21 protein-coding genes are annotated in these 22,321 nt (G+C 67.2%); 6 read left to right on the top strand and 15 right to left on the bottom strand.

From position 1 onward, the window contains the following. Window positions 1-9 precede the first annotated feature (9 nt). Genes iolD through BMZ21_RS16710 form a run of 3 tightly spaced genes read right to left on the bottom strand, consistent with a single transcriptional unit; the run spans window position 10 to window position 4,607 of the window. Complete coding sequence (iolD, locus tag BMZ21_RS16700) at window positions 10-1,851, bottom strand: 3D-(3,5/4)-trihydroxycyclohexane-1,2-dione acylhydrolase (decyclizing) (protein ID WP_091836601.1); 1,842 nt, start codon at window positions 1,849-1,851, stop codon at window positions 10-12. Between the two features lie 13 nt (window positions 1,852-1,864). Then, window positions 1,865-3,766 carry a bifunctional 5-dehydro-2-deoxygluconokinase/5-dehydro-2-deoxyphosphogluconate aldolase gene (locus tag BMZ21_RS16705; protein ID WP_091836604.1) on the bottom strand — a complete coding sequence of 634 codons (1,902 nt, stop codon included), beginning with the start codon at window positions 3,764-3,766 and terminating at the stop codon, window positions 1,865-1,867. Further along, entirely contained in the window at window positions 3,759-4,607 is an 849-nt protein-coding gene (locus tag BMZ21_RS16710; protein ID WP_091836606.1) for a MurR/RpiR family transcriptional regulator, read from the bottom strand. Before BMZ21_RS16710 ends, BMZ21_RS16705 begins: the two co-directional genes overlap by 8 nt. Before the next feature lie 123 nt (window positions 4,608-4,730). Between BMZ21_RS16710 and BMZ21_RS16715 the strand changes: the two genes are divergently transcribed. The 6 genes from BMZ21_RS16715 (at window position 4,731) to BMZ21_RS16740 (ending at window position 11,794) form a co-directional block, all read left to right on the top strand. Then, the gene (locus BMZ21_RS16715) at window positions 4,731-5,531 is read left to right on the top strand and encodes an SDR family oxidoreductase (protein WP_091836608.1); all 801 of its coding nucleotides are present in this window, start codon (window positions 4,731-4,733) and stop codon (window positions 5,529-5,531) included. A gap of 36 nt (window positions 5,532-5,567) precedes the next feature. Beyond that, window positions 5,568-6,569 (top strand): inositol 2-dehydrogenase, encoded by a 1,002-nt coding sequence (gene iolG / locus BMZ21_RS16720; protein ID WP_091836611.1) that lies wholly within the window; start codon window positions 5,568-5,570, stop codon window positions 6,567-6,569. Further along, window positions 6,569-7,369, top strand: coding sequence for an inositol monophosphatase family protein (locus BMZ21_RS16725; RefSeq protein ID WP_091836613.1), 801 nt, complete (start codon window positions 6,569-6,571; stop codon window positions 7,367-7,369). The genes iolG and BMZ21_RS16725 overlap by 1 nt, the downstream gene beginning before the upstream one ends. A 68-nt stretch (window positions 7,370-7,437) precedes the next feature. Next, entirely contained in the window at window positions 7,438-8,475 is a 1,038-nt protein-coding gene (locus BMZ21_RS16730) for an ABC transporter substrate-binding protein (protein ID WP_091836615.1), read from the top strand. Window positions 8,476-8,530: 55 nt separating this feature from the next. Further along, window positions 8,531-10,717, top strand: coding sequence for an ABC transporter permease (locus BMZ21_RS16735; protein WP_091836618.1), 2,187 nt, complete (start codon window positions 8,531-8,533; stop codon window positions 10,715-10,717). 15 nt (window positions 10,718-10,732) lie between these two features. Beyond that, the gene (locus tag BMZ21_RS16740) at window positions 10,733-11,794 is read left to right on the top strand and encodes an ABC transporter ATP-binding protein (RefSeq protein WP_091836620.1); all 1,062 of its coding nucleotides are present in this window, start codon (window positions 10,733-10,735) and stop codon (window positions 11,792-11,794) included. Between the two features lie 8 nt (window positions 11,795-11,802). On the opposite strand, the gene BMZ21_RS16745 is transcribed toward BMZ21_RS16740, so the two are convergent. Genes BMZ21_RS16745 through BMZ21_RS16795 form a run of 12 tightly spaced genes read right to left on the bottom strand, consistent with a single transcriptional unit; the run spans window position 11,803 to window position 22,125 of the window. Further along, window positions 11,803-12,693, bottom strand: a complete 891-nt coding sequence (locus tag BMZ21_RS16745) for a MipA/OmpV family protein (RefSeq protein WP_091836622.1) — start codon at window positions 12,691-12,693, stop codon at window positions 11,803-11,805. A 23-nt stretch (window positions 12,694-12,716) separates the two neighbouring features. Further along, window positions 12,717-14,093, bottom strand: coding sequence for a sigma-54-dependent transcriptional regulator (locus BMZ21_RS16750; RefSeq protein ID WP_091836624.1), 1,377 nt, complete (start codon window positions 14,091-14,093; stop codon window positions 12,717-12,719). After that, window positions 14,090-14,368: an ATP-binding protein gene (locus BMZ21_RS16755; protein WP_091836626.1), complete on the bottom strand. Its 279-nt coding sequence runs from the start codon at window positions 14,366-14,368 to the stop codon at window positions 14,090-14,092. The genes BMZ21_RS16750 and BMZ21_RS16755 overlap by 4 nt, the downstream gene beginning before the upstream one ends. Then, a complete protein-coding gene (locus BMZ21_RS16760; protein ID WP_091836628.1) occupies window positions 14,308-15,816 on the bottom strand; it encodes a methyl-accepting chemotaxis protein in 1,509 nt (502 codons plus the stop codon). The genes BMZ21_RS16755 and BMZ21_RS16760 overlap by 61 nt, the downstream gene beginning before the upstream one ends. A 40-nt stretch (window positions 15,817-15,856) precedes the next feature. Then, entirely contained in the window at window positions 15,857-16,291 is a 435-nt protein-coding gene (locus tag BMZ21_RS29945; RefSeq protein WP_143079724.1) for a DUF2147 domain-containing protein, read from the bottom strand. Then, entirely contained in the window at window positions 16,288-16,680 is a 393-nt protein-coding gene (locus tag BMZ21_RS29950) for a DMT family transporter (RefSeq protein WP_167561660.1), read from the bottom strand. The genes BMZ21_RS29945 and BMZ21_RS29950 overlap by 4 nt, the downstream gene beginning before the upstream one ends. After that, window positions 16,677-17,837, bottom strand: a complete 1,161-nt coding sequence (locus tag BMZ21_RS16770; protein ID WP_091836633.1) for a GNAT family N-acetyltransferase — start codon at window positions 17,835-17,837, stop codon at window positions 16,677-16,679. The genes BMZ21_RS29950 and BMZ21_RS16770 overlap by 4 nt, the downstream gene beginning before the upstream one ends. Then, the gene (locus tag BMZ21_RS16775; RefSeq protein ID WP_091836635.1) at window positions 17,834-18,679 is read right to left on the bottom strand and encodes an alpha/beta hydrolase; all 846 of its coding nucleotides are present in this window, start codon (window positions 18,677-18,679) and stop codon (window positions 17,834-17,836) included. The genes BMZ21_RS16770 and BMZ21_RS16775 overlap by 4 nt, the downstream gene beginning before the upstream one ends. A 13-nt stretch (window positions 18,680-18,692) precedes the next feature. Beyond that, the gene (locus BMZ21_RS16780; protein WP_091836638.1) at window positions 18,693-19,055 is read right to left on the bottom strand and encodes an EamA family transporter; all 363 of its coding nucleotides are present in this window, start codon (window positions 19,053-19,055) and stop codon (window positions 18,693-18,695) included. Further along, a complete protein-coding gene (locus BMZ21_RS16785) occupies window positions 19,052-19,975 on the bottom strand; it encodes an arginase family protein (RefSeq protein ID WP_091836640.1) in 924 nt (307 codons plus the stop codon). Before BMZ21_RS16785 ends, BMZ21_RS16780 begins: the two co-directional genes overlap by 4 nt. 16 nt (window positions 19,976-19,991) lie before the next feature. Further along, on the bottom strand, window positions 19,992-21,440 hold the full coding sequence (locus BMZ21_RS16790) for an aspartate aminotransferase family protein (protein WP_091836643.1): 1,449 nt from the start codon (window positions 21,438-21,440) through the stop codon (window positions 19,992-19,994). Continuing rightward, window positions 21,433-22,125, bottom strand: coding sequence for an MtnX-like HAD-IB family phosphatase (locus tag BMZ21_RS16795; protein ID WP_091836646.1), 693 nt, complete (start codon window positions 22,123-22,125; stop codon window positions 21,433-21,435). Before BMZ21_RS16795 ends, BMZ21_RS16790 begins: the two co-directional genes overlap by 8 nt. Window positions 22,126-22,321 lie beyond the last annotated feature (196 nt).

The raw sequence follows: 22,321 nt of genomic DNA on the forward strand, positions 1-22,321 counted from the left end.
CCTCTTTGATCAGTTGTCGCGCGCGGCAAGCGCGCCGTCATAGCGCTTGCGCGCTGCCTTGACCTCGTCGCGTACCGAGACCGCGGGCACCGCCACCTCCCACCAATGCCCGCCGGCATCGGTCGAGATCAGCGGATCGGTATCGATGACGATGACGCTGGTACGATCATGGCCGCGCGCCTCCGCCAGTGCGGTCTCGAGTTCAGCCAAACCGGCGACCTTGCGCGAGATCGCGCCCATCGCGCCGGCATGCGCGGCAAAATCGATCTCCGGCAGCGTCTCGTGGCGGGTATCGCGCAGGAGATTGTTGAAGGAGGCGCCGCCGGTCGCGTTCTGCAGACGGTTGATGCAGCCGAAGCCTCTGTTGTCGAGCACCACGATGGTCAGCTTGACCCCGAGCATCACCGAGGTCGCGATCTCCGAGTTCATCATCAGATAGGAGCCGTCGCCGACCATGACGAAGACCTCGCGCGCCGGGTCGGCGAGCTTGGCCCCCAAGCCCCCGGCGATCTCGTAGCCCATGCAGGAATAGCCGTATTCCATATGGTAGCCGCCGGGCGCGCCGGCCTGCCAGAGCTTGTGCAATTCTCCCGGCAGGCCGCCGGCGGCACAGAGCACGACATCGCTCGCCCGGCTCTGGCGCTGTACCGCGCCGACAACCTGCGCATCGCTCGGCAGGGCCTGATTGCTCATCGCTGTGTAACGCGCGGCGGTTTCAAGCCAGGCATCACGCGATGCCTGCACCTGCGCGCTCCAGCCTGCCGGCGCCTTCCACCCCGCCAGTGCGGCTTCCAGCTCGGCGAGCGCGGCCTTGGCATCGGCAACCAGCGGCTGCGCGCCATGCTTGCCGGCATCGAATCCTTGCGTGTTCAGCCCGATGATCCGGCACTCCGGATCGGCGAAGAGCGCGCGCGAGCCGGTGGTGAAGTCCTGCAGGCGCGTGCCGACCGCGAGCACGACATCGGCATGCTTCGCGGCATCGTTGGCCGCGCCAGTGCCGGTGACGCCGATCGCGCCGAGATTGAGCGGGTTATCATGCGGCAAGGCGCTCTTGCCGGCTTGCGTCTCGGCGCTGGGGATGCCGTGCGCCAGGCAGAAGCGCGCGAGCTCGCCCTCGGCCTCGCTATAGAGCGTGCCGCCGCCGGCGACGACCAATGGTCGCTTCGCGCCCTTCAGCAGCGCGACCGCTTGCGCCAACTCCTGCTCGTCCGGACGCGTCCGGCGCGGTTGCCAGATCCGCTCGGCGAAGAAACTCTCCGGGTAGTCATAGGCTTCCGTCTGCACGTCCTGGCACAGCGCCAGCGTCACCGGCCCGCATTCCGACGGATCCGTCAGCACCTGCATCGCCCGCTCGAAGGCGGGGATGATTTGCTCCGGCCGGGTGATCCGATCGAAATAGCGCGAAACAGGGCGGAAGCAGTCATTGGCCGAGACGGTGCCGTCGCCGAAATCCTCGATCTGCTGCAGCACCGGATCGGGCCGGCGGCCGGCGAAGACATCGCCCGGCAGCAACAATAGCGGCAGGCGGTTGACATGCGCGACCGCGGCGGCCGTCACCATGTTCGTAGCGCCCGGCCCGATCGAGCTCGTCACTGCCATCATCCGACGCCGGCGCGAGGCCTTGGCGAAGGCGATCGCGGAATGCGCCATCGCCTGCTCGTTATGCGCGCGCAATGTCGGCAGGATGTCGCGCGCACCATGCAGCGCCTCGCCGAGCCCCGCGACATTGCCATGGCCGAAGATCGCCCAGACGCCGGCGAAGAGCGGCAATGTGCGGCCACCAACGACCGTTTTCTGCGCGGCAAGCGCCGCCACCAGCGCCTGCGCCATGGTGAGCCTGATCGTGCTCATGATCGCAATCTCCTCAGCGGCCTTGCCAGGCGTCGACCAGCCGGCCGAAGCGCTCGGCCATCATCGCGGTCGCGGCCTCGTCGTCGAGCTTGCCGGCGAGCCAGCCGCGCGCGGCCTCTCCGAAGATGCTGCGGCCGACCGCGAAACCTTTCACCGTCCTGGCGGTCTGCGCCAGCCGGAACGCAGCCTCCAGCTCCGGCAGCGGCGCGTCGAGCCCGAGCAGCACGACGCCGCGGCAATAGGGATCGTTCTCGGCGATCGCGGCATCGACCGCCGCCCAGGCCGCTGCGCTCGGCTGCCCCTCGAGCTTCCACCAGTCCGGCTTGATCCCGATGTCGTAGAGCCGGCGCATGACTGACGCCACGGTGTCGTCGCCAACCGGACCGTTCTTCGAGCAGATGATCTCGACCAGCAGCTCGCGGCCGACCTGCCGGCAGGCGAGCGCGACGCGCTTCAAGGTCGCCTCCTGCTCGGCCTTCAGCGCCGCGTCGTCGTCGGGATGATAGAAGGCCAGCACCTTGGCGACATGGTCGACCGGCCACTCGTTCAGCGCGGCTCCGAGCGAACCGTCGGCATCGGTTTCGAGTCGCAACGGCCGCGAACCCGGCAGTTCCAGCGGCCGCGCCACCCAGAAGCCGTGATCGCCGGCCCGAAACAGCGCCTCGCGGCCATGGCTCCCGTCGAGCAGCATGCCAAAGCCCTCGGCACCCTTGGCGATCCGAGCCGCGGCATCGACGGCAAGCCGCTTGAACACCGCGATGCGCTCGCGCGGCACGCCGGCCTCGTCCGCCATCGCCTCGATCTGGGAGCGGTGGTCGATCGCGAGCGCCATCAGCGTCGCCGCCTGCGGCCGGCGCGTCGTCGCCCAATGGACATGGTTGATCGCCACGTCATGGCGTAGCGCCCGGTGCGGCGAGCCATGCTTCAGGAAGAACTGCAATTCGGCGAAGGTCGGGCTTTCCGGCGAGCAGAGCAGGCGCGAGACGGCAAAAGCGCCGCAGGCATTGGCCCATGTGCAGCAGGTCTCGATCGGCTCGTCGCTGAGATAGCCGCGCAGGAAGCCCGACATGAAGGCATCGCCGGCGCCCAGGACATTGTAGACCTCGACCGGGAAGCCCGGCCCCTTGATCCCGTCCTCGATCGAGGCAGGGATGGCTCCTGGGAAGACCACACAGCCCATCGGCCCGCGCTTGCAGACGATCGTCGCCTGGCTCAGCGCGCGGATGTTGCGGATCGCGGCGAGCGTATCCTCCGAGCCGCCGGCGGCGTGCAGTTCCTCCTCGGTGCCGACGATCAGGTCGCACTCCGGCAGGATCGCCTGGAGATGCTGGGTGACGCTGTCGGAACGGATATAGCGCTCCTCGCCGGCGCCATGCCCGGCAAGGCCCCAGAGATTGGGCCGGTAGTCGACGTCGAACACGACCTTGCGGCCATGCTTGCGGGCGAGCGCGATCGCCTTTCGCTGCGCCTTGGCGGCGTTCGGAATGGCGAAATGCGTGCCGGTGACAACCACCGCCTTGGCCGAGGCGATGAAGGCCTCGTCGATCTCGCTCTCGTCGAGCGCCGCATCGGCGCAATCGGTACGGTAGAAGATCAGCGGGAAGGTCTTCTCGTCGCGCACACCGAGGATCACGAGCGAGGTCAGGCGCTTGGGATCGACGACGACGCCCCTGGTTTCGACGCCCTCGCGCTGCAACTGCTCCAGGATGAAGCGGCCCATCTGCTCGTCGCCGACGCGGGTGATCACCGCCGATTTCAGGCCGAGCCGGGCGGTGCCGATCGCGATATTGGTCGGGCAGCCACCAACCGCCTTGGAGAACGAGGCCATGTCCTCGAGCCGGCCGCCGATCTGCTGGCCATAAAGGTCGACCGAGGAGCGGCCGATCGAGATCAGGTCGAGCACGGGTTCAGGCATCGGGGCGGGCTTTCTCTGCGGTGCCGACGGCGAGCGTCATGGCGAGCGCGAAAGTGGCCGACATCGAGCGGAAGGCGCCGTAATCGGCCTCCTCGACCTCGAGCCACAGGGAGCAATGCTGGGCGAGCGGGCTGAGCGCGCTGTCGGTGATCGCGATCACCGGGATGCCCTTGGCATGGGCCTGCGCCGCGATTCCGACCGTCGTCGGCGTATAGGGCGCACAGCTGACGGCGACGACAACGTCGCCCTCGCGCGCGATCGCCGCCTGCTCGGGGCCGAGCGCGGCGATGTTGTCGACCAGCACCGCCCGGATGCCGAGCTTGCCGAACGCATAGGCGAGATAGGACACCACCGCGAACATCCGGCGCGCGCCAACCAGGATGATCGTCTCCGCCCCGGCGAGCAGGTCGGTCGCCCGGTCGACGTCATGGTATTTCACGGTCGATTGCAGCCGCGTCAGCGAGCTGCGGCTGGCCTCGACGAAGCCGTCCAGCAGCACCTGCGCCATGTTCGGCCCGGCCGCGCCTTCGTCGCGCAGCGCCGCCAGCCGGTCGCGATAATCCGGGAATTGCTGGCGCAGCCGCGAGCGGAAGAGCTGCTGCAATTCGCTGAACCCGGAATAGTTCAGCGCCTGGGCAAAGCGCACCAGCGTCGAAGCCTGCACGCCGGCCTGCTGTGCCACCTGCGCCGCCGTGCTCAGCGCCATGTCGTCGGGATTGGCGAGCGCATAATCTGCGACCTGCCGCAGCCGTTTCGGCAGGCTCGCCCCCCGCTCGCGCAGCAGGGCGACGAAGCCGTCGAAATCGTCCTTAGGCGTTTCCTGCTGCACTGGCGATGTCATCGGGAACAGGGGCTCTCGCGGCCTTGACTTGCGCCGCCAGAGAATGGAATGTTTGTTCCATTAGTCAAGCGCAATAAAAATAATGTGCCATTGTGACAATGGCATCGCAGGGAGAGACATACGTTGTCCGAGCCAACCGACTTTCGCCGCGACCTCGACGGCAAGGTCGCCGTCGTCACCGGCGGCAGCCAGGGCCTGGGCGAGGCGATCGCTCGCGAATTCGCCGCGCGCGGCGCTGCCGGCCTCGTCCTGACCGGCCGCAACCGCGAGCGTGGCGAGGCGGTTGCCAGCAACCTTAAGGCCTCCGGCTGCCACGCCCTCTTCCAAGCCGCCGATCTTGCCGATCTCGAAGCGGTCCGCGGGATCATCCCGGCCGCGGAGAAAGCTTTCGGGCGCCTCGACATCCTCGTCAACGCCGCCGGCGACACCGACCGCGGTACGATCTTCGATACCAGCCCCGAGCTCTATACCCGGATCATGGCGGTCAACCTGACCGCGCCGTTCTTCCTGATCCAGGACGCCGCGACCCTTATGCGCAGGCAGGATATCCGGGGTTCGATCGTCAACATCCAGTCGATGTCGGCCCATGGCGGCCAGCCCTTCCTGGCCGCCTACAGCGTCTCGAAGGGCGCGCTGGCGACGCTGACGAAGAACGCCGCCTACGGGCTGTTAGCCGACCGCATCCGCGTCAACGGCCTCAATATCGGCTGGATGGCGACGCCCGGCGAAGACGCGATCATGCGCCTGCGTCACGATGCGCAGGATGGCTGGCTGGAGAAGGCTGAGGCCGGCCGCCCCTTCGGCCGCCTGATCGATCCGCGCGAGGTCGCCAAGGCAGTCGCCTATCTGGCGTCGGCCGAATCGGGACTGATGACGGGCGCCAATATCGACTTCGACCAGACCATTCTCGGCGCGCACGACTGAGCCGCCGGAGCATTCTCGAACCGCAGGACGACGGACGTGATGAGATTTGGATTGCTGGGCGCCGGCCGCATCGGGCGCATTCACGGGCTCAACGTCGCGGCGCGTGCCGATGCGCAGTTGGTCGCGCTCTCCGACGCGTCCGCCGAGGCAGCCGCCTCGCTCGCCCAGGCGTCCGGCGCCAAGGTCGCGAGCACGGAGGCGATCCTCGCCGATGGCGGCATCGACGCCGTGGTGATCTGCACGCCGACCGACACCCATGCCGACCTGATCGAGGCCGCCGTCACCGCCGGCAAGGCCGTGTTCTGCGAAAAGCCGGTCGATCTCGACGCCGGGCGCATCCGCCGCTGCCTCGAGGTCGTCTCGAAGTCCGGCAAGCCGCTGATGATCGGCTTCAACCGTCGCTTCGACCCCAACTTCGCGGCTCTGGAGGGCCGGCTGCGCGCCGGCGAGGCCGGCGCGATCGAGATCGTAAGCGTCATCTCGCGCGATCCCGGCCCGCCGCCGGTCGAGTACGTCAAGCGCTCCGGCGGCCTGTTCCGCGACATGATGATCCATGATTTCGACATTGCGCGCTTTCTCCTCGCCGAGGAGCCGGTCGAGGTCTTCGCGCTCGGCTCGGCTTTGGTCGATCCCGCGATCGGCCAGGCCGGCGACGTCGACACCGCCGCCGTGCTGATGCGCACCGCGAGCGGGCGCATCGCCCAGATCTCGAACTCGCGCCGCGCCACTTACGGCTACGACCAGCGCATCGAGGTCCACGGCTCCAAGGGCATGCTGCGCGCCGGCAACATCCACGAGACCACGGTCGAGATCGCGACCGGCGCCGGCTTCCGCGCCGACCCCGTGCAGAACTTCTTCCTGGAGCGCTATGCCGCGGCCTATCGCGCCGAGCTCGACGCCTTCGTCAGCGCCTGCCGCGACAAGCGCGCGCCCTCTCCCTCCGGCCTCGACGGCTTGAAGGCCCAGATCCTGGCCGATGCTGCGACAGAATCCCGTCGCACCGGCAAGCCGGTCGCCGTCTCGCTGGAATCGCTGTGATGACGCCAGCCGAACTCGACCTGCGCCAGTACGCTGTGCTCGGTCTCGTCGACGAGGCGAGCCGCCTGGCGCTCGACTATTTCGGCCGCAAGGACAGCCTCGGCATCAGCATGAAGGGCGCGCAGGATTGGCTCACTGTCGCCGACGGTGCGGTCGAGGTCTTCCTGCGTGAGCGCCTTGCCGTGCTCTTCCCGAGCGATGCGGTGATCGGCGAGGAAGGCGGCGGCGAAACAGCCGATGCGGTCTGGATCATCGACCCGATCGACGGCACCTCGAACTTCGCCCGCGGCGATCGCACCTGGTGCATCTCGATCGGCCTGCTGCTCAACGGCATTCCCGAGATCGGCATCATCTCGGCCCCGGCGCTGGGCGAGGTCTATCTCGGCCGCCGCGGCCGTGGCGCGACCATGAACGGCGAGCCGATCAAGGTCTCCGGCACCGCCGACATCCGCCGCGCCTATCTCGAATTCGGCTGGTCGACCCGCATCCCCACCGAGGATTATCTCGCCACGGTCGGCCGCGGCTTCGCCGCCGGCGCCTCGGTCAAGCGCTCGGGTTCCGGCGCGCTCGGCCTCTGCCATGTCGCGATCGGCCGTACCGAAGCCTATGCCGAACTGCACATCAATGCCTGGGACGTCGCTGCCGGACTGGTGATCGCGACCGAGGCCGGCGCCGACGCCAACGACTTCTTCGCGGGCGATGCGATCAAGGCCGGCAACCCGGTGCTATGCTGCACCCCGGAGCTGACGGGCGAGCTGGAACGCATCACCGGAATAGTAAGCCGGCACAATAGCCGTTGATCTTTGCCGACGACCGGTCACTATCGACCCAACAAGAACAGACAGAACCAGATATCGGGAGGAAGACCATGCAGAAACACCACTGGCTTCGCGCCGGACTTTTCGCCGCCGCCGCGAGCGCGGCCTTCGCCGCCGCTCCGGCCCAGGCCCAGGGCTCGCTCGTCATGTATTGCGGCGTGCAGGAGGAATGGTGCCGCGCCATGAGCGGCGCCTTCGAGAAGGAAACCGGCATCAAGGTCGCGATGACCCGCAAGTCCGCCGGCGAGATCTACGCCCAGCTCAAGGCGGAATCGTCCAATCCGCGCGGCGACATCTGGTGGGGCGGCACCGGCGACCCGCATCTGCAGGCGGCCGAGGAAGGCCTGACCCAGGAATACGAATCGCCCGCCAACAAGGACCTGCACGAATGGGCGCTGGCCCAGTGGGAGGCCGCCAAGAAGCGTTCGGTCGGCATCTATGCCGGTGCTCTCGGCTTCGGCTACAACACCCAGCAGATCAAGGCCAAGGGCCTCAACGAGCCCAAATGCTGGGCCGACCTGCTCGATCCCAAGCTGAAGGACGACGTCCAGGTCGCAGACCCCAACTCCTCGGGCACCGCCTACAACCTGCTCGCCACGGTCGTGCAGCTGATGGGCGAGGACAAGGGCTTCGACTATCTCAGGGCCCTGCACAAGAACATCAGCCAGTACACCAAGTCGGGCGCCGCCCCTGCCAAGGCGGCGAGCCTCGGCGAGACCGCCGTCGGCATCGTGTTCATCCATGACGCCGTCGTCTTCGCCGTGCAGGGCGACCCGATCAAGGCCGTCGCCCCCTGCGAGGGCACCGGCTACGAGATCGGCTCGATGTCGATCGTCAAGGGCGCGCGCAATCTCGACAACGCCAAGAAGTTCTACGATTGGGCCCTGACCCCGGCCGCCCAGGCGCTTGCCGCACCGGCCAAGTCCTATCAGGTGCCGTCGAACAAGAACGCGCCCGTTCCGGCCCAGGCTCCGAAGATGTCGGACATGAAGCTGATCAAGTACGACTTCGTCAAATACGGCTCCTCGGCCGAGCGGGTCCGGCTGCTGACCAAGTGGGACAAGGAGATCAAGGCGCTGCCGAAGTGATCGTGCAAGTGAGCGCACGCTGACCTCTGACATCTGAGACGAGAGGCGAGAGACGATGCGTCCCGCGACGAGGCTTGCGCTGCTGGCCGGCTGGCTCGGCTATGCGCTCATCCCTTGGTATCTGCCCGAGGGGATGAGCCTGTCCGGCTATCCGTTCGGCAAGTCCGGCACGGCGCTGGCGCTCGTGCTCTCGGGGGCTGCGCCCTGGCTCCTGCCCGTCGGCATCGCCCTTCTCCTCGCGAGCCTGCTCAGCCTCCGGCAGGAAAATGCCGCCACCGGCAAGCTCCTGGCCTGGATCGGCTTTGCCGGCCTCGCAGTCTTCTTCGCCCAGGGCTTCGCCGTCACGCTCAAGGACCAGGGCATGCCGGCGCTGGCCGCCCTGCTCGGCGGGGCTGGCGCATCGCAACCCGGCATGGGCTTCGGCGCGCTCGTCACGCTTGTCTCGCTGCTCCTGCTGCTCTGCCACGGCCTTGCCTATCGCGGCCTGTGCCGTGGCGACCTCTTCACCACGTCCTCGATCGGCATCGTCATCATGCTGATCGTCACCTTCATCTTCCTGCCGGTCGCAGTGATCCTGCGCAGCGCTTTGGTCGATTCCAGCGGCGCCATCGTCCTCGGCAAGTTCGTCGAGCGCCTGTTCTCTTCGACGATCTGGGGGCTGGGCTGCCTGTCCGCCAACACCAATTGCGGCGTCGCCTGGAACACGCTGATCCTGGCGGTGCTGACCGGGCTGATCACCACCCTGCTCGGGCTCGCCTGCGCCCTTCTGATCCTGCGCACCGGCATGCCCGGCAAGCGGGCGATGCGCCTGCTCACCGTGCTGCCGATCATCACGCCGCCCTTCGTCATCGGCCTGGCGCTGATCCTGCTCTTCGGCCGCTCCGGCCTGTTCTCGACATTCCTGTTCGACTGGTTCGGCATTCCGCGCTCGCGCTGGATCTACGGCCTGCCCGGCGTGCTGCTCGCCCAGGTCCTCGCCTTCGCACCGATCGCCTTCCTGGTGCTGATCGGCGTCGTGCAGGGCATCGCGCCGAGCCTGGAAGAGGCCTCGCAGACGCTCGGCGCCAAGCGCTGGACCACCTTCCGCACCGTGACCTGGCCCCTGCTGCGCCCTGGCCTCGCCAACGCCTTCCTGCTCGGCTTCGTCGAGAGCATGGCCGATTTCGGCAATCCGCTAGTGCTCGGCGGCAATTTCGAGGTGCTCTCGACCAAGATCTTCTTCGCCGTGGTCGGCGCCGCACATAACCAGGGCCAGGCGGCGGTGCTCGCCATCGTCCTGCTCGGCTTCACGCTCGCCGCCTTCTGGGCGCAGCAATACTGGCTCGGTGGAAAATCCTACACCACCGTCACCGGCAAGGGCGATTCCGGCCTGCCGACGCCATTGCCGCGCCGGATCACCTGGATTTCGGCCCTCGTGATCGGGCCCTGGGTGGCGCTGACCGCTGTGATCTACGTCGTCATCCTGATGGGCGGCTTCGTCAAGACGATGGGGCGCGACCACACCCCGACGCTGCAGCACTACATCACCGGCTTCTCGATCGACTTCAGCCGCGGGCTCTATTTCGACGGCTCGGCCTGGCCGTCCTTCTTCACCACGCTGAAGCTCGCGGCGATCTCGGCGCCGCTGACCGCGATCATTGGCCTGCTCACCGCCTATCTCCTGACGCGCCAGCGTTTCGCCGGACGTGGCGCGCTCGAATTTGCGACCATGCTGAGCTTCGCCATTCCCGGCACCGTGCTCGGCGTCGCCTATATCCTCGCCTTCAACGTGCCGCCGGTCGAGATCACGGGCACCGGGTTGATCCTGGTCATCGCCTTCGTCTTCCGCAACATGCCGGTCGGCGTGCGCTCCGGCATCGCCGGGCTGTCGCAGATCGACAAGAGCCTGGACGAGGCTTCGGCGACGCTGTCGGCCCGCAGCTTCACCACGCTCTGGCGGGTGGTGCTGCCGCTGCTGCGCCCGGCCCTCGTCGCCGCGCTGATCTACAGCTTCGTGCGCAGCATGACGACGGTGAGCGCCGTGATCTTCCTGGTCTCGGCCGAGTACAATCTCGCCACCGCCTATATCGTCGGCCGCGTCGAAGCCGGCGAGTTCGGTCTCGCCATCGCCTATTCCTCGGTGCTGATCGTGGTGATGGCCCTCGGCATCAGCCTGATCCAGCTCGGCGTCGGCGAGCGCAAGCTCGGCCGGCGCAGCACCCCGCCCGCCCTCGCCTCCTCCGCGGCCGAGCCGATCAAGTAAGGATACGTTGCAGCCATGCCCAAGGCCGGCCCCGCCTCAGTCGCGTTCCGCAATGTCAGCATGCGCTACGGCGCGGTGACGGCGGTCGACAATGTCAGCTTCTCGATCGAGGCCGGCAAGCTCGTCACGCTGCTCGGTCCCTCCGGCTGCGGCAAGACCACGACGCTGCGCATGATCGCCGGGCTGGAGATCGCCAGCGAGGGCCAGATCCTGATCGGCGACAAGGACGTCACCCGGCTCTCCGCCGCCGATCGCGACGTCAGCATGGTCTTCCAGTCCTATGCACTCTTCCCGCATATGAACGTGCTCGAGAATGCCGCCTACGGCCCGACCGTGAAGGGCCTGCCCAAGGCCAAGGCGCAGGAGATGGCGCTGGAGAAGCTGGCGCTGGTCGGCCTCAAGGGCTTCGAGAAGCGTTTTCCCTCGGAGCTCTCAGGCGGTCAGCAGCAGCGCGTCGCGGTGGCCCGCGCCCTCGTGCTGGAGCCACAGGTCCTGCTCTTCGATGAGCCGCTCTCAAATCTCGATGCCAAATTGCGCCGGCGCGTGCGCGAGGAGATTCGCGAACTGCAGCAGACGCTCAACCTCACCGTCGCCTATGTCACACACGATCAGGAGGAGGCGCTCGCCGTCTCCGACCGCATCATCGTGATGTCGAATTCCCGCATCGCCCAGGAAGGCACGCCGCGCCAGCTCTATGAGGAACCCGCCGACGCCTTCGTGGCCGACTTCATCGGCGACGCCAACATGGTCGACGTCACCGTGAAATCAGTCGCCGACGGGCGGGCTGCCGTCGCGATCGGTCCGGCGAACGTCTCATTGGCGGCGCGCGGCCTGCAGCCGGGCCCCGCGAAGGCAGCCATCCGGCCGCAGAGCCTGCTGGTTTCGCGCCATGAAAGCCAGGGCACACTGCCGGGCAGCGTCCGCAAATGCGCTTATCTCGGCAACCATCTCGACCTGATGATCGAGACCGCGGTCGGGGAACTCTTCGTCATCAGCCACGATGTCGACGACATGCTGCTGCCGGGCACGCCTGTCTGGCTCTCCTTCGCCAGCTCGGGCGTGATCCTGGTGCCCTGAGTGTCTACTCAACCGCCGATGTTGAAGGAATAGCTCGCGCCGATGCCGACCGAGAACTGGTTGCGCTGCCCCAGCCTGTCGACCAGAGGCGAGTTGCCGGCGTCCCCGACCAGCCGGTCGTAGCGGGCGAACAGCGTGGTCGAGAAGCTCGGCGACCACGCATATTCCAGCGACGAGGCGAGACCGACCGATTTGGCGCCGGCACCGGGCTTGTAGGCGGAAATCGTGCCGTTGAGCGCAGCCTCTCCCGGCAGCACGCCGAAATTCCGGCGCATATAGGAAGCGCTGCCGAGCGAGGCACGTGGACCGACGGCGAAGGTGAAGGCGCCGAAGCGCTCGACCCAGTCGGCCGAGAAGTCGGCGACCACGCCATGATGCCCGTTGAAGCCCTGGCGGACTTCGACACGGGTGCGCAACCGCTCGGGGATGACCCAGTACTCGGCGAAGACGCCGGCCTCGATCGCCCAGGGCACGTCGCGCATGCCGAGCAGCCGGATATTAGAGCCTGAGTAACGACCGGAGCGATAGGCGCCGACCACGCCGACATCGAAGCGATCAGTGTCGTAGATGGCGTAGTCCAGGCTGTCGTCGGGGGCGCTGAACCCGGCCGGCTCCCCGGCGCGGCGCCAGGACAGGGACGGCATGAAAGACGGCCCGGCGGAGTTTGCTCCGTCATATTTCGGGCCGACCTGGAACGAGCCGCCCAGCGTGACGATCCAGCCCTTGGCCGGAGTCGGATCGGTCAGGATCTTCTTGGTGTCGTCATCGTCGTCGTCGTCATCGTCGTTCGCGCGCACCACCCCGTTGGAGAGGACGAGCAGCGCGGCGATCCCGGCCAGGACGGCGACGTGCCGGCGCCGGCCGCGGGCTGGACGTTCGTGACGTACGAGAGAAAGCATGGAGAGGGTCGTCCCATGGGTCGTCAGTCCGCGATCGCGCGGCCCAGCCTAATACCGAGTTTCTTAATGCGGTGCCAAAGGCTTCTTTCCGCTATGCCTAGCAATTTCGCAGCCCTGACCTGCACGCCGTCGCTGCGCCTGAGCGCCTCGAGGATGAAATCGCGCTCGATCCGCTCGAGTTCGGCGTCGAGATCGCGCGGCAAGCTGTCGCGATCGCCCCGGCGCGTGGCGTTGAACAGATCCTGCGGCAGGTCGCCAGCATCGATCGTCGGCGCCTTGGCTACGATCACCGCCCTTTCGATGCAGTTGTGCAGCTCGCGGATGTTTCCCGGCCAGTCATAGGCGGTCATGGCAGCCAGCGCGGCCGGCGAGAAGCCGCTCGCTCGCTTGCCCATCCCTTCAGCCAGCTCGGCCAGGAAATGCGTGGCCAGCAGCGGGACGTCGTCGGCGCGGTCCCGCAGCGGCGGCAGCACGATAGGGAAGACGTTGAGCCGGTAGAACAGGTCCTCGCGGAAGCTGCCCTTGTCGACGGCCTGGCGCATGTCCTTGTGCGTCGCCGCGACCAGCCTGACATCGACCGTCTGGGTCCGGGTCGCGCCGACCGGCTCGAAGCTGCGCTCCTGGATCACCCGCAGCAGCTTGGCCTGGATCGGGAGCGGCATATCGCCGATCTCGTCGAGGAAGAGCGTGCCGCCATCGGCCGCGGCGAAGCGCCCGGTACGGTTGGCGAGCGCCCCGGTGAAGGCACCCTTCACATGGCCGAAGAGCTCGCTCTCCAGCAGGGGTTCGGGGATCGCCGCGCAATTGACCACGACGAAGGGCTTGTCGCGTCGCGGGCTGTTGAAGTGGATCGCCTTGGCGACCAGCTCCTTGCCGGTGCCGCTCTCGCCGTTCAGCAGCACGGTTGCCTTCGTCTCGCAGACCTCGGTGACCTGCTCGATCACGCGGCGGAATGAGGCGCTGTTGCCGACCAGGGTGTCGAAGCTGTAGCGACCTTCGAGCTCGCTGCGCAGCCTTTCATTGTCGCGCACCACATCGGCGAGGCGCAGTGCCCGCCTGATCGTGGCCGAGACGTCATCAATCTCGAAGGGCTTGGCGATGTAGTCGAACGCACCTTCCTTGACGAGGTCGACCGCGTCGCGCACCGCTGCAAAGGCAGTGATGATGATGACCGGCACCTCGGGCCAGCGGCTGCGAACCTCCCGCAACAGCTCGCGTCCGTCCATCACCGGCAGCCTGAGATCGGTCAGCACCAGGTCGAAGCGCGCCTGTTCGAGCTCGCCAAGTGCAGCACGCGCGCTGTGGACGGCCGTGGCGCGGAAGCCGAGATCCTCCAGCGCTGCCGCCAGCACGTCGGCGAGCCGCACCTCGTCGTCGACCACCAGGATGGAATGGCTCATGCCGGTGCTCCCGGTTTCGCCCGCGGCAGGGTGATGGTGAAGGCTGCGCCCCGCCCCGGTTCGCAGACGCAGGTGGCGCTGCCGCCATGGGCCTCCGCCACGGTCTGCACCTTTGCGAGCCCGAGCCCTGAGCCCTTGGCCTTGGTGGTGAAGAACGGGTTGAAGATCTCCGGCCGGATCGCATCCGGCACGCCGGCGCCCTCGTCGCTGATCGTCAGCGAGACCCCCTCCCCGGTGGCGCGCAGGCTGGCCTGGATCGTGCCGCCCTCGGGCATCGCGTCGATCGCGTTGAGGACGAGGTTGAGACAGGCCTGGTAGAGTTGATCGGGGTCGCCGAGGACGGTCCCCCCCCGCTCGTATCCTCGACGGTCAGCTTAATCTTCCGGCGAGAGAACTCGGGCGCCGCGATGTCCGCGACGCGATCGATCACTGCACGCAAGGGGATCTCGATCTTCACCGGCGGCTTGGGCTGCGCGAAATCGAGAAAGTCGCGGACCAGCGTCTCGATGCGGCGCACCTCGTCGATAACGTAGCCCAGCATCTTCTCTTCAGCATTGCCGAGCTTGGCGCGGTTGCGGACGACCTCCGTCGAGGTCTTGATGATACCGAGCGGGTTGCGCACCTCATGGGCGATCACCATTGCCGCCTGCCCGAGCGCCGAGAGCCGGTCCTTTCGCCGGAGCTCCGCCTCGAGCTCCTGCAGCTTGCCGAGCTGCTCGGCCATGCCGTTGAAGCCGGTGGCGAGCTCGACGATCTCGCGCCCGCCGCCCGCCGAGACGCGCTGGCCGAAATCCCCGGCCGCGATCGCGCGCACGCCATGGGTCAAAGCGCGCAGCGGCCGCACCAGCAGGTCCGAGGTCAGGATACCGACGACGATCGAGATCGCGCTGCCGAGCAGGAAGATGCCGAGGAACAGGCTCTCGCGGCCAAGCTGCTCGAAGAACCCCGCCTCGCTGCGCATGCCGATGAAGCTGATCGCCGCGAGCTGGCCGTCGATGCCGCGCAGTCCCGCATAGACAGCGCGGTAGGCGCCGCCATCGGCATCGGGATCGAAGATCTCGTCCTCCCCGGCCTCCAATCTCGCCCGTATGGCCGCAGGTATGACGGCCGTGCGATCGGAATGCGTCTGCATGATCAGTTCGGGCTTGCCGTCGAACAGGGCGAAGAAGCGGATCTCCAGCGCCGTCACCACCTTGATGCCACCGAAGGAGCTTTCGTCGAGCCAGGTCCCGACCAGGAGATTGGCCGGCTGGCCGCCGATCTGCACGGCCTGGACGGCGCCTGCCATGATCCAGCGCTTGCCGTCGGTCTCGATGCGGAACAGGCCGAGGCTGGTCTCGGTCGGCAACGGGGTGAGGCTGCTGAAATCTCGCGTCTTGAACAGCACTTCGCCGCCCGGGCGATAGATCGCGATCAGGTCGTAGCCGACCGAGTTCAGGACCGCAAACTCGCGCTCGACGGTCTTCTGCATCTTCTGGTCGCTGCTCGATTGCTCGAGCCGGTGACCGATCACGCCGGCGACGCGCTGCGCCTCCTGCGTCGCCTCGGCGATCTCGAGCGCGAAGAAGCGCGAGGTGTCGCCGAGCCATTGCTCGACATTGTCCTCGAAGGCATCGGAGATCAGCCTGGCGGCGATGAAGGCGGAGGCAAGCATCGCCGGCACGCTGACCAGCATGAATCCGATCACCAGCCTGAACCTGAGCGATGCCATCCGCGTCGACATGCCGGATCTCGTTTCCCTCACCTCCGGCCGCCGGCCACCGTCATGGCTGCCGCGACCAGGTGTCGTCGTCGCAGATCAGACCGCCGAGTACGCAGCCGCGCATGACGAGGCTCCCGGAGGAAGCCAGTTCGAGCGTCGTGCGATAGGTCTTGCCATCGGCGGGATTATAGCCCTCGCCCTCGAGGCCGCCTTTCGCAGCCGGCTTGAAGCCGGAGAGCACCTGGATTCCCATCAGCGAGCGCTTCCGCAGCCCCTCATTGGGATTGTAGATGTCGAAGCGCTCCTCTTTCAGCCAGACGATCTTGCCGCACAGTGCCGGGCCGCAGCGGCTGATCGCGATCTCGGATTCCCCGTCGGAATCGCGCCAGCGCCCGACGATCTCGGTCATCGGATCGGCCAGGGCCGGCAGCGCCGCCATCCACGCAGTCGCAACCAGCACGATCAGGCCGAGTCCAAGGCCAGCTCCACGTTTCATTCGTCCCCTCCGAGCAGGAACACGCCCGCGATGATCAGCGCGATTCCGCCTGCACGAACCAGGTCGATATGTTCGTCGAAGGTGAACCAGGCGAACAGCGGAACTGTGACATAGACCAATCCCGTCATCGGGAAGGCGCGGCTGAGCGGCGTGTCGCGCAGGATGACCATCCAGACGACGAAGACGCCGATATAGCCGAGCGTCGCCAGCCAGACGCCCGGCAGCGACACCGCCTTCGCCATCATGGCGAGGCCGAAGTCCATGTCGCCGAGCCCGTCGGCGCCCCATTTGAAGGCGAGCTGGGTACCGGTGTCGAGCACGATGAAGGTGAGCCAGATCGCCAGCTGACGGCCCCATGCACTGCTTGCCGGTGGCGAGATGCTGCTCATGCGGCCTTCTTTCGGGCGATTGCGGCGAGATCGGGGTCGAAGCGCTCGAAGCCGAGCCAGGGACTCAAGGACCGCAGCGCCCATTGCAGCGGCGCGAGCCGGTGGCGGACATGCAGGGTCGAGGGCACCAGCCGGCTGCCGAAGCGCAGCTTCGCGGCATAGGCGGTCTGGCCGCTCTGGAGCTTGTCGATGCCGCGCTCCAGACAGAAGCGGACATTCGCCATCCAGCTCACGGCGTAGAGATTGTGCTCGCGGGCCAGCGGGTAGCGCATGCCCAGGAACTTGTCGATCACCCGGTCGGGCTCGACCAGCAGCAGGTTGAAGGCGGCGAGCTCCTCGCCGATCCAGTAGAGCACGAACACCGCCCGCTCGCCGAGCGCACGCGAGACCGCGCCGAAATAGCCGGGCGGCAGCACTTCGAGATCGCCATAATCCAGCCCGCTCTGGGCTCGCGTCGCCGCATAGAGCGCGTCGATCGTCGGCTCCAGCCCGGTGATGTCGGTATGGAAGGCGATGCGGACCTCGCTCGCCTTGGCGAGCTTGCGCTTGATGTCCTTGCGCGTCGCCGCGGAGAGCGAGGCGAGATAGGCGGCTTCATCCTTGAAGGGCAGGTCGAGCAGCGCGATCGGCAGGCTGCCGAGCCGGGCGAAGCCCGCCTGCTTCAGGGCGCCGCCGAAGCCCTTTTCCTCGGCTGGGGCCAGGTCCTTCCAGACCACCAGATGCGCCTTCTCCTCGGCAGCCTGCCGCTCCAGCGCGGCGGCAAGCGCCTGGAAGGCCGCAGCGCGCCCAGCGGCGTCGAGCTTCGGCGAGAAGCCGAGATGGCAGCGCTCGGCATAGGGCGAGCCGATGCAGAGCACCTTCAGCGTGACCAGTCCCGGCACATGGCGGAACAGGGCGTCGCCGAAGCCCCTGAGCTTGCCCTGCAGCGGCGTGTCGAGCCGATAGCTCAGCCGGAAGAACGGCACCACCGCGACGATCTCGCCGTCGGATCCCGCACAGGCGGCCGCCATGCGCAGGCCGACACCGGCCTGCGCGGCGACCGCGTCGCAGGCAGTGTAATAGGCATGGCACTCGGCCTCGCCGGGCAGGCAGCCGTCCCAGGCGGCAGCGGAGACATCCGCGATGCCGGCCAGGATATGGCCTTCGGGCGCGCTCATTCGGCTGCCACGACACGCAGCGGCGTCACCGGGCGGTGGGCCTTGGCAAGCCGCGCAGCCAGCGCCAGTGAGCGCTCGATCACGATGTCATGCTGCTGGTCGATGGTGACGAGGTGATAGCTGTCGTCGAGGATCACCGCATCGACCAGCCCGCCGAGCTTGCGCTGGATCTCGAAGGCGTTCCTGAGGTCGGCGATATCGTCTTCGCGCGGATGGACCAGCAGGGCCGGGCATTTGACCTGCGGGAGCTCGCGGCGAGTGACCGCGATCAGGTCCCACATCTGCTTCAGCGCGCCGGACGGCGTGCCGAGCAGGCCGGCGGTCGAGCTGTCGCCGCTCGTCAGCGAGGAGACCACGAGGGCCCGGGAGCGCGTGTCCTTCAGCCCATAGGGCTCGCGCTCGACGAAACTGTAGCGCCGCCCGAACGGCGTGTTGATGAACCATTTCAGCAGGAAGGCATAGCGCGGGATCGACCAGCCATCATACCAGAAGGTCGGTGCGTAGAGCGCGAGCCCATCGACCTCTTTCGGGCGCTGGGCGGCCACATGCATCGCCAGCACCGCGCCCATGGATAGGCCGCCGACGATGACCGTATCGCAGATCTCGCGCATGCGCTCGAGCTCGTCAAAGACGCTCTGCGTCCAGTCGCGCCAGCCGGTGGCGAGGATCTCCGCCTCCCCGGCGCAATGCCCGGCGAGCTGCGGGCAGTGCACGGTATGGCCGGCCCGGTGCAGCGCACGGGCGACGAAGCGCAGCTCGACCGGGGTGCCGCCGAGGCCGTGGATGAGCAGGAAGCCGGTGCGGTCCCCGGCGAGGCGGACACTGAAATCGCGCTTGGTCATCGGAACATGTCCGTCAGGCTGTTCTGGCGACGATGATGACGCCGCAAGTGATCAGGAAGGAGCCGAGCCATTGCCGCCGGCCGACGCGCTCGCCGAGGACGACGGCGCTGGCCAGGGTGATGGCGAGGAAATTGGCGCTCGCGATCGGAAAAGCGATCGAGAGCGGCACTTCGGCGAGAATGCGCAGCCAGATGAAGAACTCGGCGACATAGGTCGCGAGCCCGGCGGTGATCCAGCCGCAGCGCGCCACTGCCGCCGCCGTGGCCCGGAAATCGGCGCCCTGCGGCAGCCGGTCGGCGCCGATCTTGAAGAGGATCTGGCCGGCGACGTCGCAGATGATCGACGCCACGAACCAGAGGATGATCGTCGTGTTCATGACAGCACCCGCTGGAAGCAGTCGATCAGGCTCGCATTGATGCGGGCATTGACGCAGAGTTGCTCGGGCGTCGGCCTGAAGCGCGGCGGATGGTCAAAATAGGCGAGCGTCGCACGGAAGGGGTCGCTGAAGCGCGGCTCCGACCAGTCGCCGCAGACATCGGCACCGACGATCCGGCGCTCGCTTGCCAGCCGCTCCACAGCCGCCAGCAGATGGCGCAACGGCAATTCGCCCTGGTCCCAGTTGGTGCAGGCGTCGCCCGGCCCGAGCACGTCCTTGTCGATCGTCAGCCAGACCGACGAGGTCGGGATCGCCGTGATCAGCTCGTCGAGGAAATCCGACCAGTCCTCGTCGGCGAGGTTGCGCCAATGCAGATGGCCGCTCTCCTGGCGATAGCTCGCGGTCTTGCCATAGCGTCCCCACACCCGCGAGGGCTCGTGCCGCCAGGGATAGAGCGCGATCCGCCCCTCGGCCACGGCCCGCAAGTTTGCGAACTGCCATTCGGGACGCACGAGATCGTCGCTGCACGGGCCGATCGTCACGACCTTGTGGACTTGCGGCAGCTCCAGCGCCCGGTTGACCCAGGCGCCGCAATTCACCGTGGCGGGAAAGCTGACCCAGTCGGGATGGTTGTCGAAGTGCACGACCGTGACCGGCTCCTCGACACGGCCCAGCAGCACCGAGGTGACGTGATGGAAATCACCCGAGCCGTAGAAGAAGACGGGCACGCTCTTTCCCTCGCCGTCACATTGGCCAAGGCGTTGTAGCAGCTCGGCCTTGGCCCGGCGGCTCGCGACGATGCGCATGGCGCCGGCAAGGTCGGCGGCCTCGATGCACGCGGCCGTGCCGGCATCGATGCGCCGGCGCAGCGGCTCCTGCGCCGCCACGCTACCGTCGAGGTCGATCACGCGCAGGCGCAAGGCCCGTCTCCGCTGCTCAGGCGCCGGCGACGCGGGCGAAGAGCTGGTCGAGCAGCTCGATCGCGAGGTCGATCTCGGCGTAGCTCATGGTCAATGCCGGCGCGAGGGTGATGACGTTCTTGTAGTAGCCGCCGATATCGAGCACGAGGCCGTAGCGCTTGCCGCCGACCTCGAGGTCGGCCTTCATGCCCTCGTCGCACATCAGGTCGACCAGCCGCTTCGACGGGGTGAAGCTGTCATGCGGCTCGCAGATCTCGATCCGCAGCGCCATGCCGAGCCCGTCGACCTCGCCGACGATCCTGTGGCGGCGCTTCAGCCCCTGCAGCCCGTCGAGGAAATACTTGCCCTTGGCCATGACCATGGTCTCGTAGTCCTCTTCCTGCATCATCTTCATCGCCTCCAGCGCGACGGCGGTGCCGAGCGGGTTGGCGTTGAAGGTGGAGTGGGTCGAGCCCGGCGGGAACACGGTCGGGTTGATCAGCTCTTCCTTGGCCCAGATGCCGGAGAGCGGGTTCAGGCCGTTGGTCACCGCCTTGCCGAAGACGATCACGTCCGGTTGCACGCCGAAATGCTCGATCGACCAGAGCTTGCCGGTCCGGTAGAAGCCCATCTGGATCTCGTCGACCACCAGCAGGATGCCGTGCTGGTCGAGCACCTTCTTGAGCTCGCTGAAGAAGTTCGGCGGCGGGATGACGTAGCCGCCGGTGCCCTGCAGCGGCTCGACATAGAACGCCGCGTACTCGGCCTCGCCGACCTTGGGATCCCAGACGCCGTTGTATTCGCTCTCGAACAGCCGGGCGAATTGCTGCACGCAGTGATGCCCGTACTCCTCCTTGCTCATCCCCTTGGGGCCGCGGAAATGGTAGGGGAAAGGGATGAAATGCGCGCGCTCGCCGAAATGGCCGAAGCGGCGGCGATAGCGATAGGACGAGGTGATCGCCGAGGCGCCGAGCGTGCGGCCGTGATAGCCGCCCTCGAAGGCGAACATCAGGCTCTTGCCCTTCTTGGCATTGCGCACGAGCTTCAGTGAATCCTCGACCGCCTGGGCGCCGCCGACATTGAAATGGACGCGCCCCTTGGCGCCGAACTTGCGCTGCGCATCTTGCGCGATCATCGCCGCAAGCTCGATCTTCTCGCGGTGCAGATACTGGCTCGCCACCTGCGGCAGCGTATCGATCTGGCGCTTCAGCGCAGTGTTCAGGCGCGGATTGGCGTAGCCGAAATTGACGGCCGAGTACCACATCTGCAGGTCGAGGAAGCGGTTGCCCGCCGCATCGAGCATGAACGAGCCCTCGCAGCCCGAGAAGATCTTCGGGAACTGCGTGTAGTGGACGGTGTCGCCATGCGAGCAGTACTGCGCCTCGAGCGCGAGAAGGCGGGCTTCCTCCTCGGCCAGCGTCGCTGCCGGCGCGGAGGAAATATCGACCTGCTCGGCGCGGTCGAGCAGGGTGAAGCCGTCATCCATTGATCATGTCCTTGCGTGCAGGGGCCGCCGGTTCGCTCGTGGTTTCCGACAGCAGGGTTTCGAGGAGGCCGACGGCCTCCGAGAAGGTGTTGAACGGGCGGTAGCCGATGCCGTTCTCGCGGCAATGCGCGATCAGGCTCTTCTTGGCGAAGACGAGGTCGGCCTGGCCGGCGACGCAGAAATCCGAGCGACCATCGCCGACCAGGAGGGTCAGCGGCCGGGAAAGGCTGCTGGCGACGCGGCACTTGCAGGTGCCGCTGGCGCAGCCGCCTGAAGGGTCGGCATGCGGCGAGGTCAGCCGCCAGCGATCGCCGGGCAGCTGCTCGATATGGTTCGCGACGACGGTCAGGCCGCTGAGGCCGGCACGGCCCAAAAGCGCATGAATCGTGCGGTCGAGCCCGTCGGAGACAACCGTCACCGGAATCCCGGCGCGCTGGCACAGCCGCACGAAGGCAGCGAAGCCCCAGTCGATCGCCAGCGAGGAGACGAAGGTGTCGAACACGTCGGGCGAGGCATGCAGCAGCGCGACCTGGCGCTGCATGCATTCGCGCGAGCCGATCTTGCCGGCGACCCAGTCCGCCTCGATCTCTTCCCAGCCCGGTTCCGCGAAACGCTGCAGCACGCGGTCGGTCGTATCCTCGCGCGAGATGGTCCCGTCGAAATCGACGATTGCCTGCCAATTCATTCCCGCTGCGCTCCAGCCAGTCCGCGCGCCGCCTCAGCAACCCTCATGCCACACACTAAGCCCTTGAAATATCGAGAAGAAGAGAGTCGCTATTCTGGTTCGCGGCCCTCGCCTTTTGAAGGAGGCTCCATTTTCTGGAGCCTCGCATCCAGTCTATAGGCGGTGAGCTTGCCCGAGGATTGCGTCTCATACGGCG

This window comes from Allobosea lupini, from assembly GCF_900109525.1.
Classification (GTDB): domain Bacteria; phylum Pseudomonadota; class Alphaproteobacteria; order Rhizobiales; family Beijerinckiaceae; genus Allobosea; species Allobosea lupini.

Bases quoted from the DNA above. Each gene is read 5' to 3' on its own strand.
- iolD (WP_091836601.1), bottom strand. From the start codon at position 1,851: ATGAGCACGATCAGGCTCACCATGGCGCAGGCGCTGGTGGCGGCGCTT.
- BMZ21_RS29950 (WP_167561660.1), bottom strand. From the start codon at position 16,680: ATGAGCAGCATCTCGCCACCGGCAAGCAGTGCATGGGGCCGTCAGCTG.
- BMZ21_RS16780 (WP_091836638.1), bottom strand. From the start codon at position 19,055: ATGAACACGACGATCATCCTCTGGTTCGTGGCGTCGATCATCTGCGAC.
- BMZ21_RS16790 (WP_091836643.1), bottom strand. From the start codon at position 21,440: ATGGATGACGGCTTCACCCTGCTCGACCGCGCCGAGCAGGTCGATATT.
- BMZ21_RS16745 (WP_091836622.1), bottom strand. From the start codon at position 12,693: ATGCTTTCTCTCGTACGTCACGAACGTCCAGCCCGCGGCCGGCGCCGG.
- BMZ21_RS16725 (WP_091836613.1), top strand. From the start codon at position 6,569: ATGACGCCAGCCGAACTCGACCTGCGCCAGTACGCTGTGCTCGGTCTC.
- BMZ21_RS16730 (WP_091836615.1), top strand. From the start codon at position 7,438: ATGCAGAAACACCACTGGCTTCGCGCCGGACTTTTCGCCGCCGCCGCG.
- BMZ21_RS29945 (WP_143079724.1), bottom strand. From the start codon at position 16,291: ATGAAACGTGGAGCTGGCCTTGGACTCGGCCTGATCGTGCTGGTTGCG.
- BMZ21_RS16795 (WP_091836646.1), bottom strand. From the start codon at position 22,125: ATGAATTGGCAGGCAATCGTCGATTTCGACGGGACCATCTCGCGCGAG.
- BMZ21_RS16735 (WP_091836618.1), top strand. From the start codon at position 8,531: ATGCGTCCCGCGACGAGGCTTGCGCTGCTGGCCGGCTGGCTCGGCTAT.
- BMZ21_RS16775 (WP_091836635.1), bottom strand. From the start codon at position 18,679: ATGACCAAGCGCGATTTCAGTGTCCGCCTCGCCGGGGACCGCACCGGC.
- BMZ21_RS16755 (WP_091836626.1), bottom strand. From the start codon at position 14,368: ATGCCCGAGGGCGGCACGATCCAGGCCAGCCTGCGCGCCACCGGGGAG.
- BMZ21_RS16760 (WP_091836628.1), bottom strand. From the start codon at position 15,816: ATGTCGACGCGGATGGCATCGCTCAGGTTCAGGCTGGTGATCGGATTC.
- BMZ21_RS16750 (WP_091836624.1), bottom strand. From the start codon at position 14,093: ATGAGCCATTCCATCCTGGTGGTCGACGACGAGGTGCGGCTCGCCGAC.
- BMZ21_RS16740 (WP_091836620.1), top strand. From the start codon at position 10,733: ATGCCCAAGGCCGGCCCCGCCTCAGTCGCGTTCCGCAATGTCAGCATG.
- BMZ21_RS16705 (WP_091836604.1), bottom strand. From the start codon at position 3,766: ATGCCTGAACCCGTGCTCGACCTGATCTCGATCGGCCGCTCCTCGGTC.
- BMZ21_RS16770 (WP_091836633.1), bottom strand. From the start codon at position 17,837: ATGAGCGCGCCCGAAGGCCATATCCTGGCCGGCATCGCGGATGTCTCC.
- BMZ21_RS16710 (WP_091836606.1), bottom strand. From the start codon at position 4,607: ATGACATCGCCAGTGCAGCAGGAAACGCCTAAGGACGATTTCGACGGC.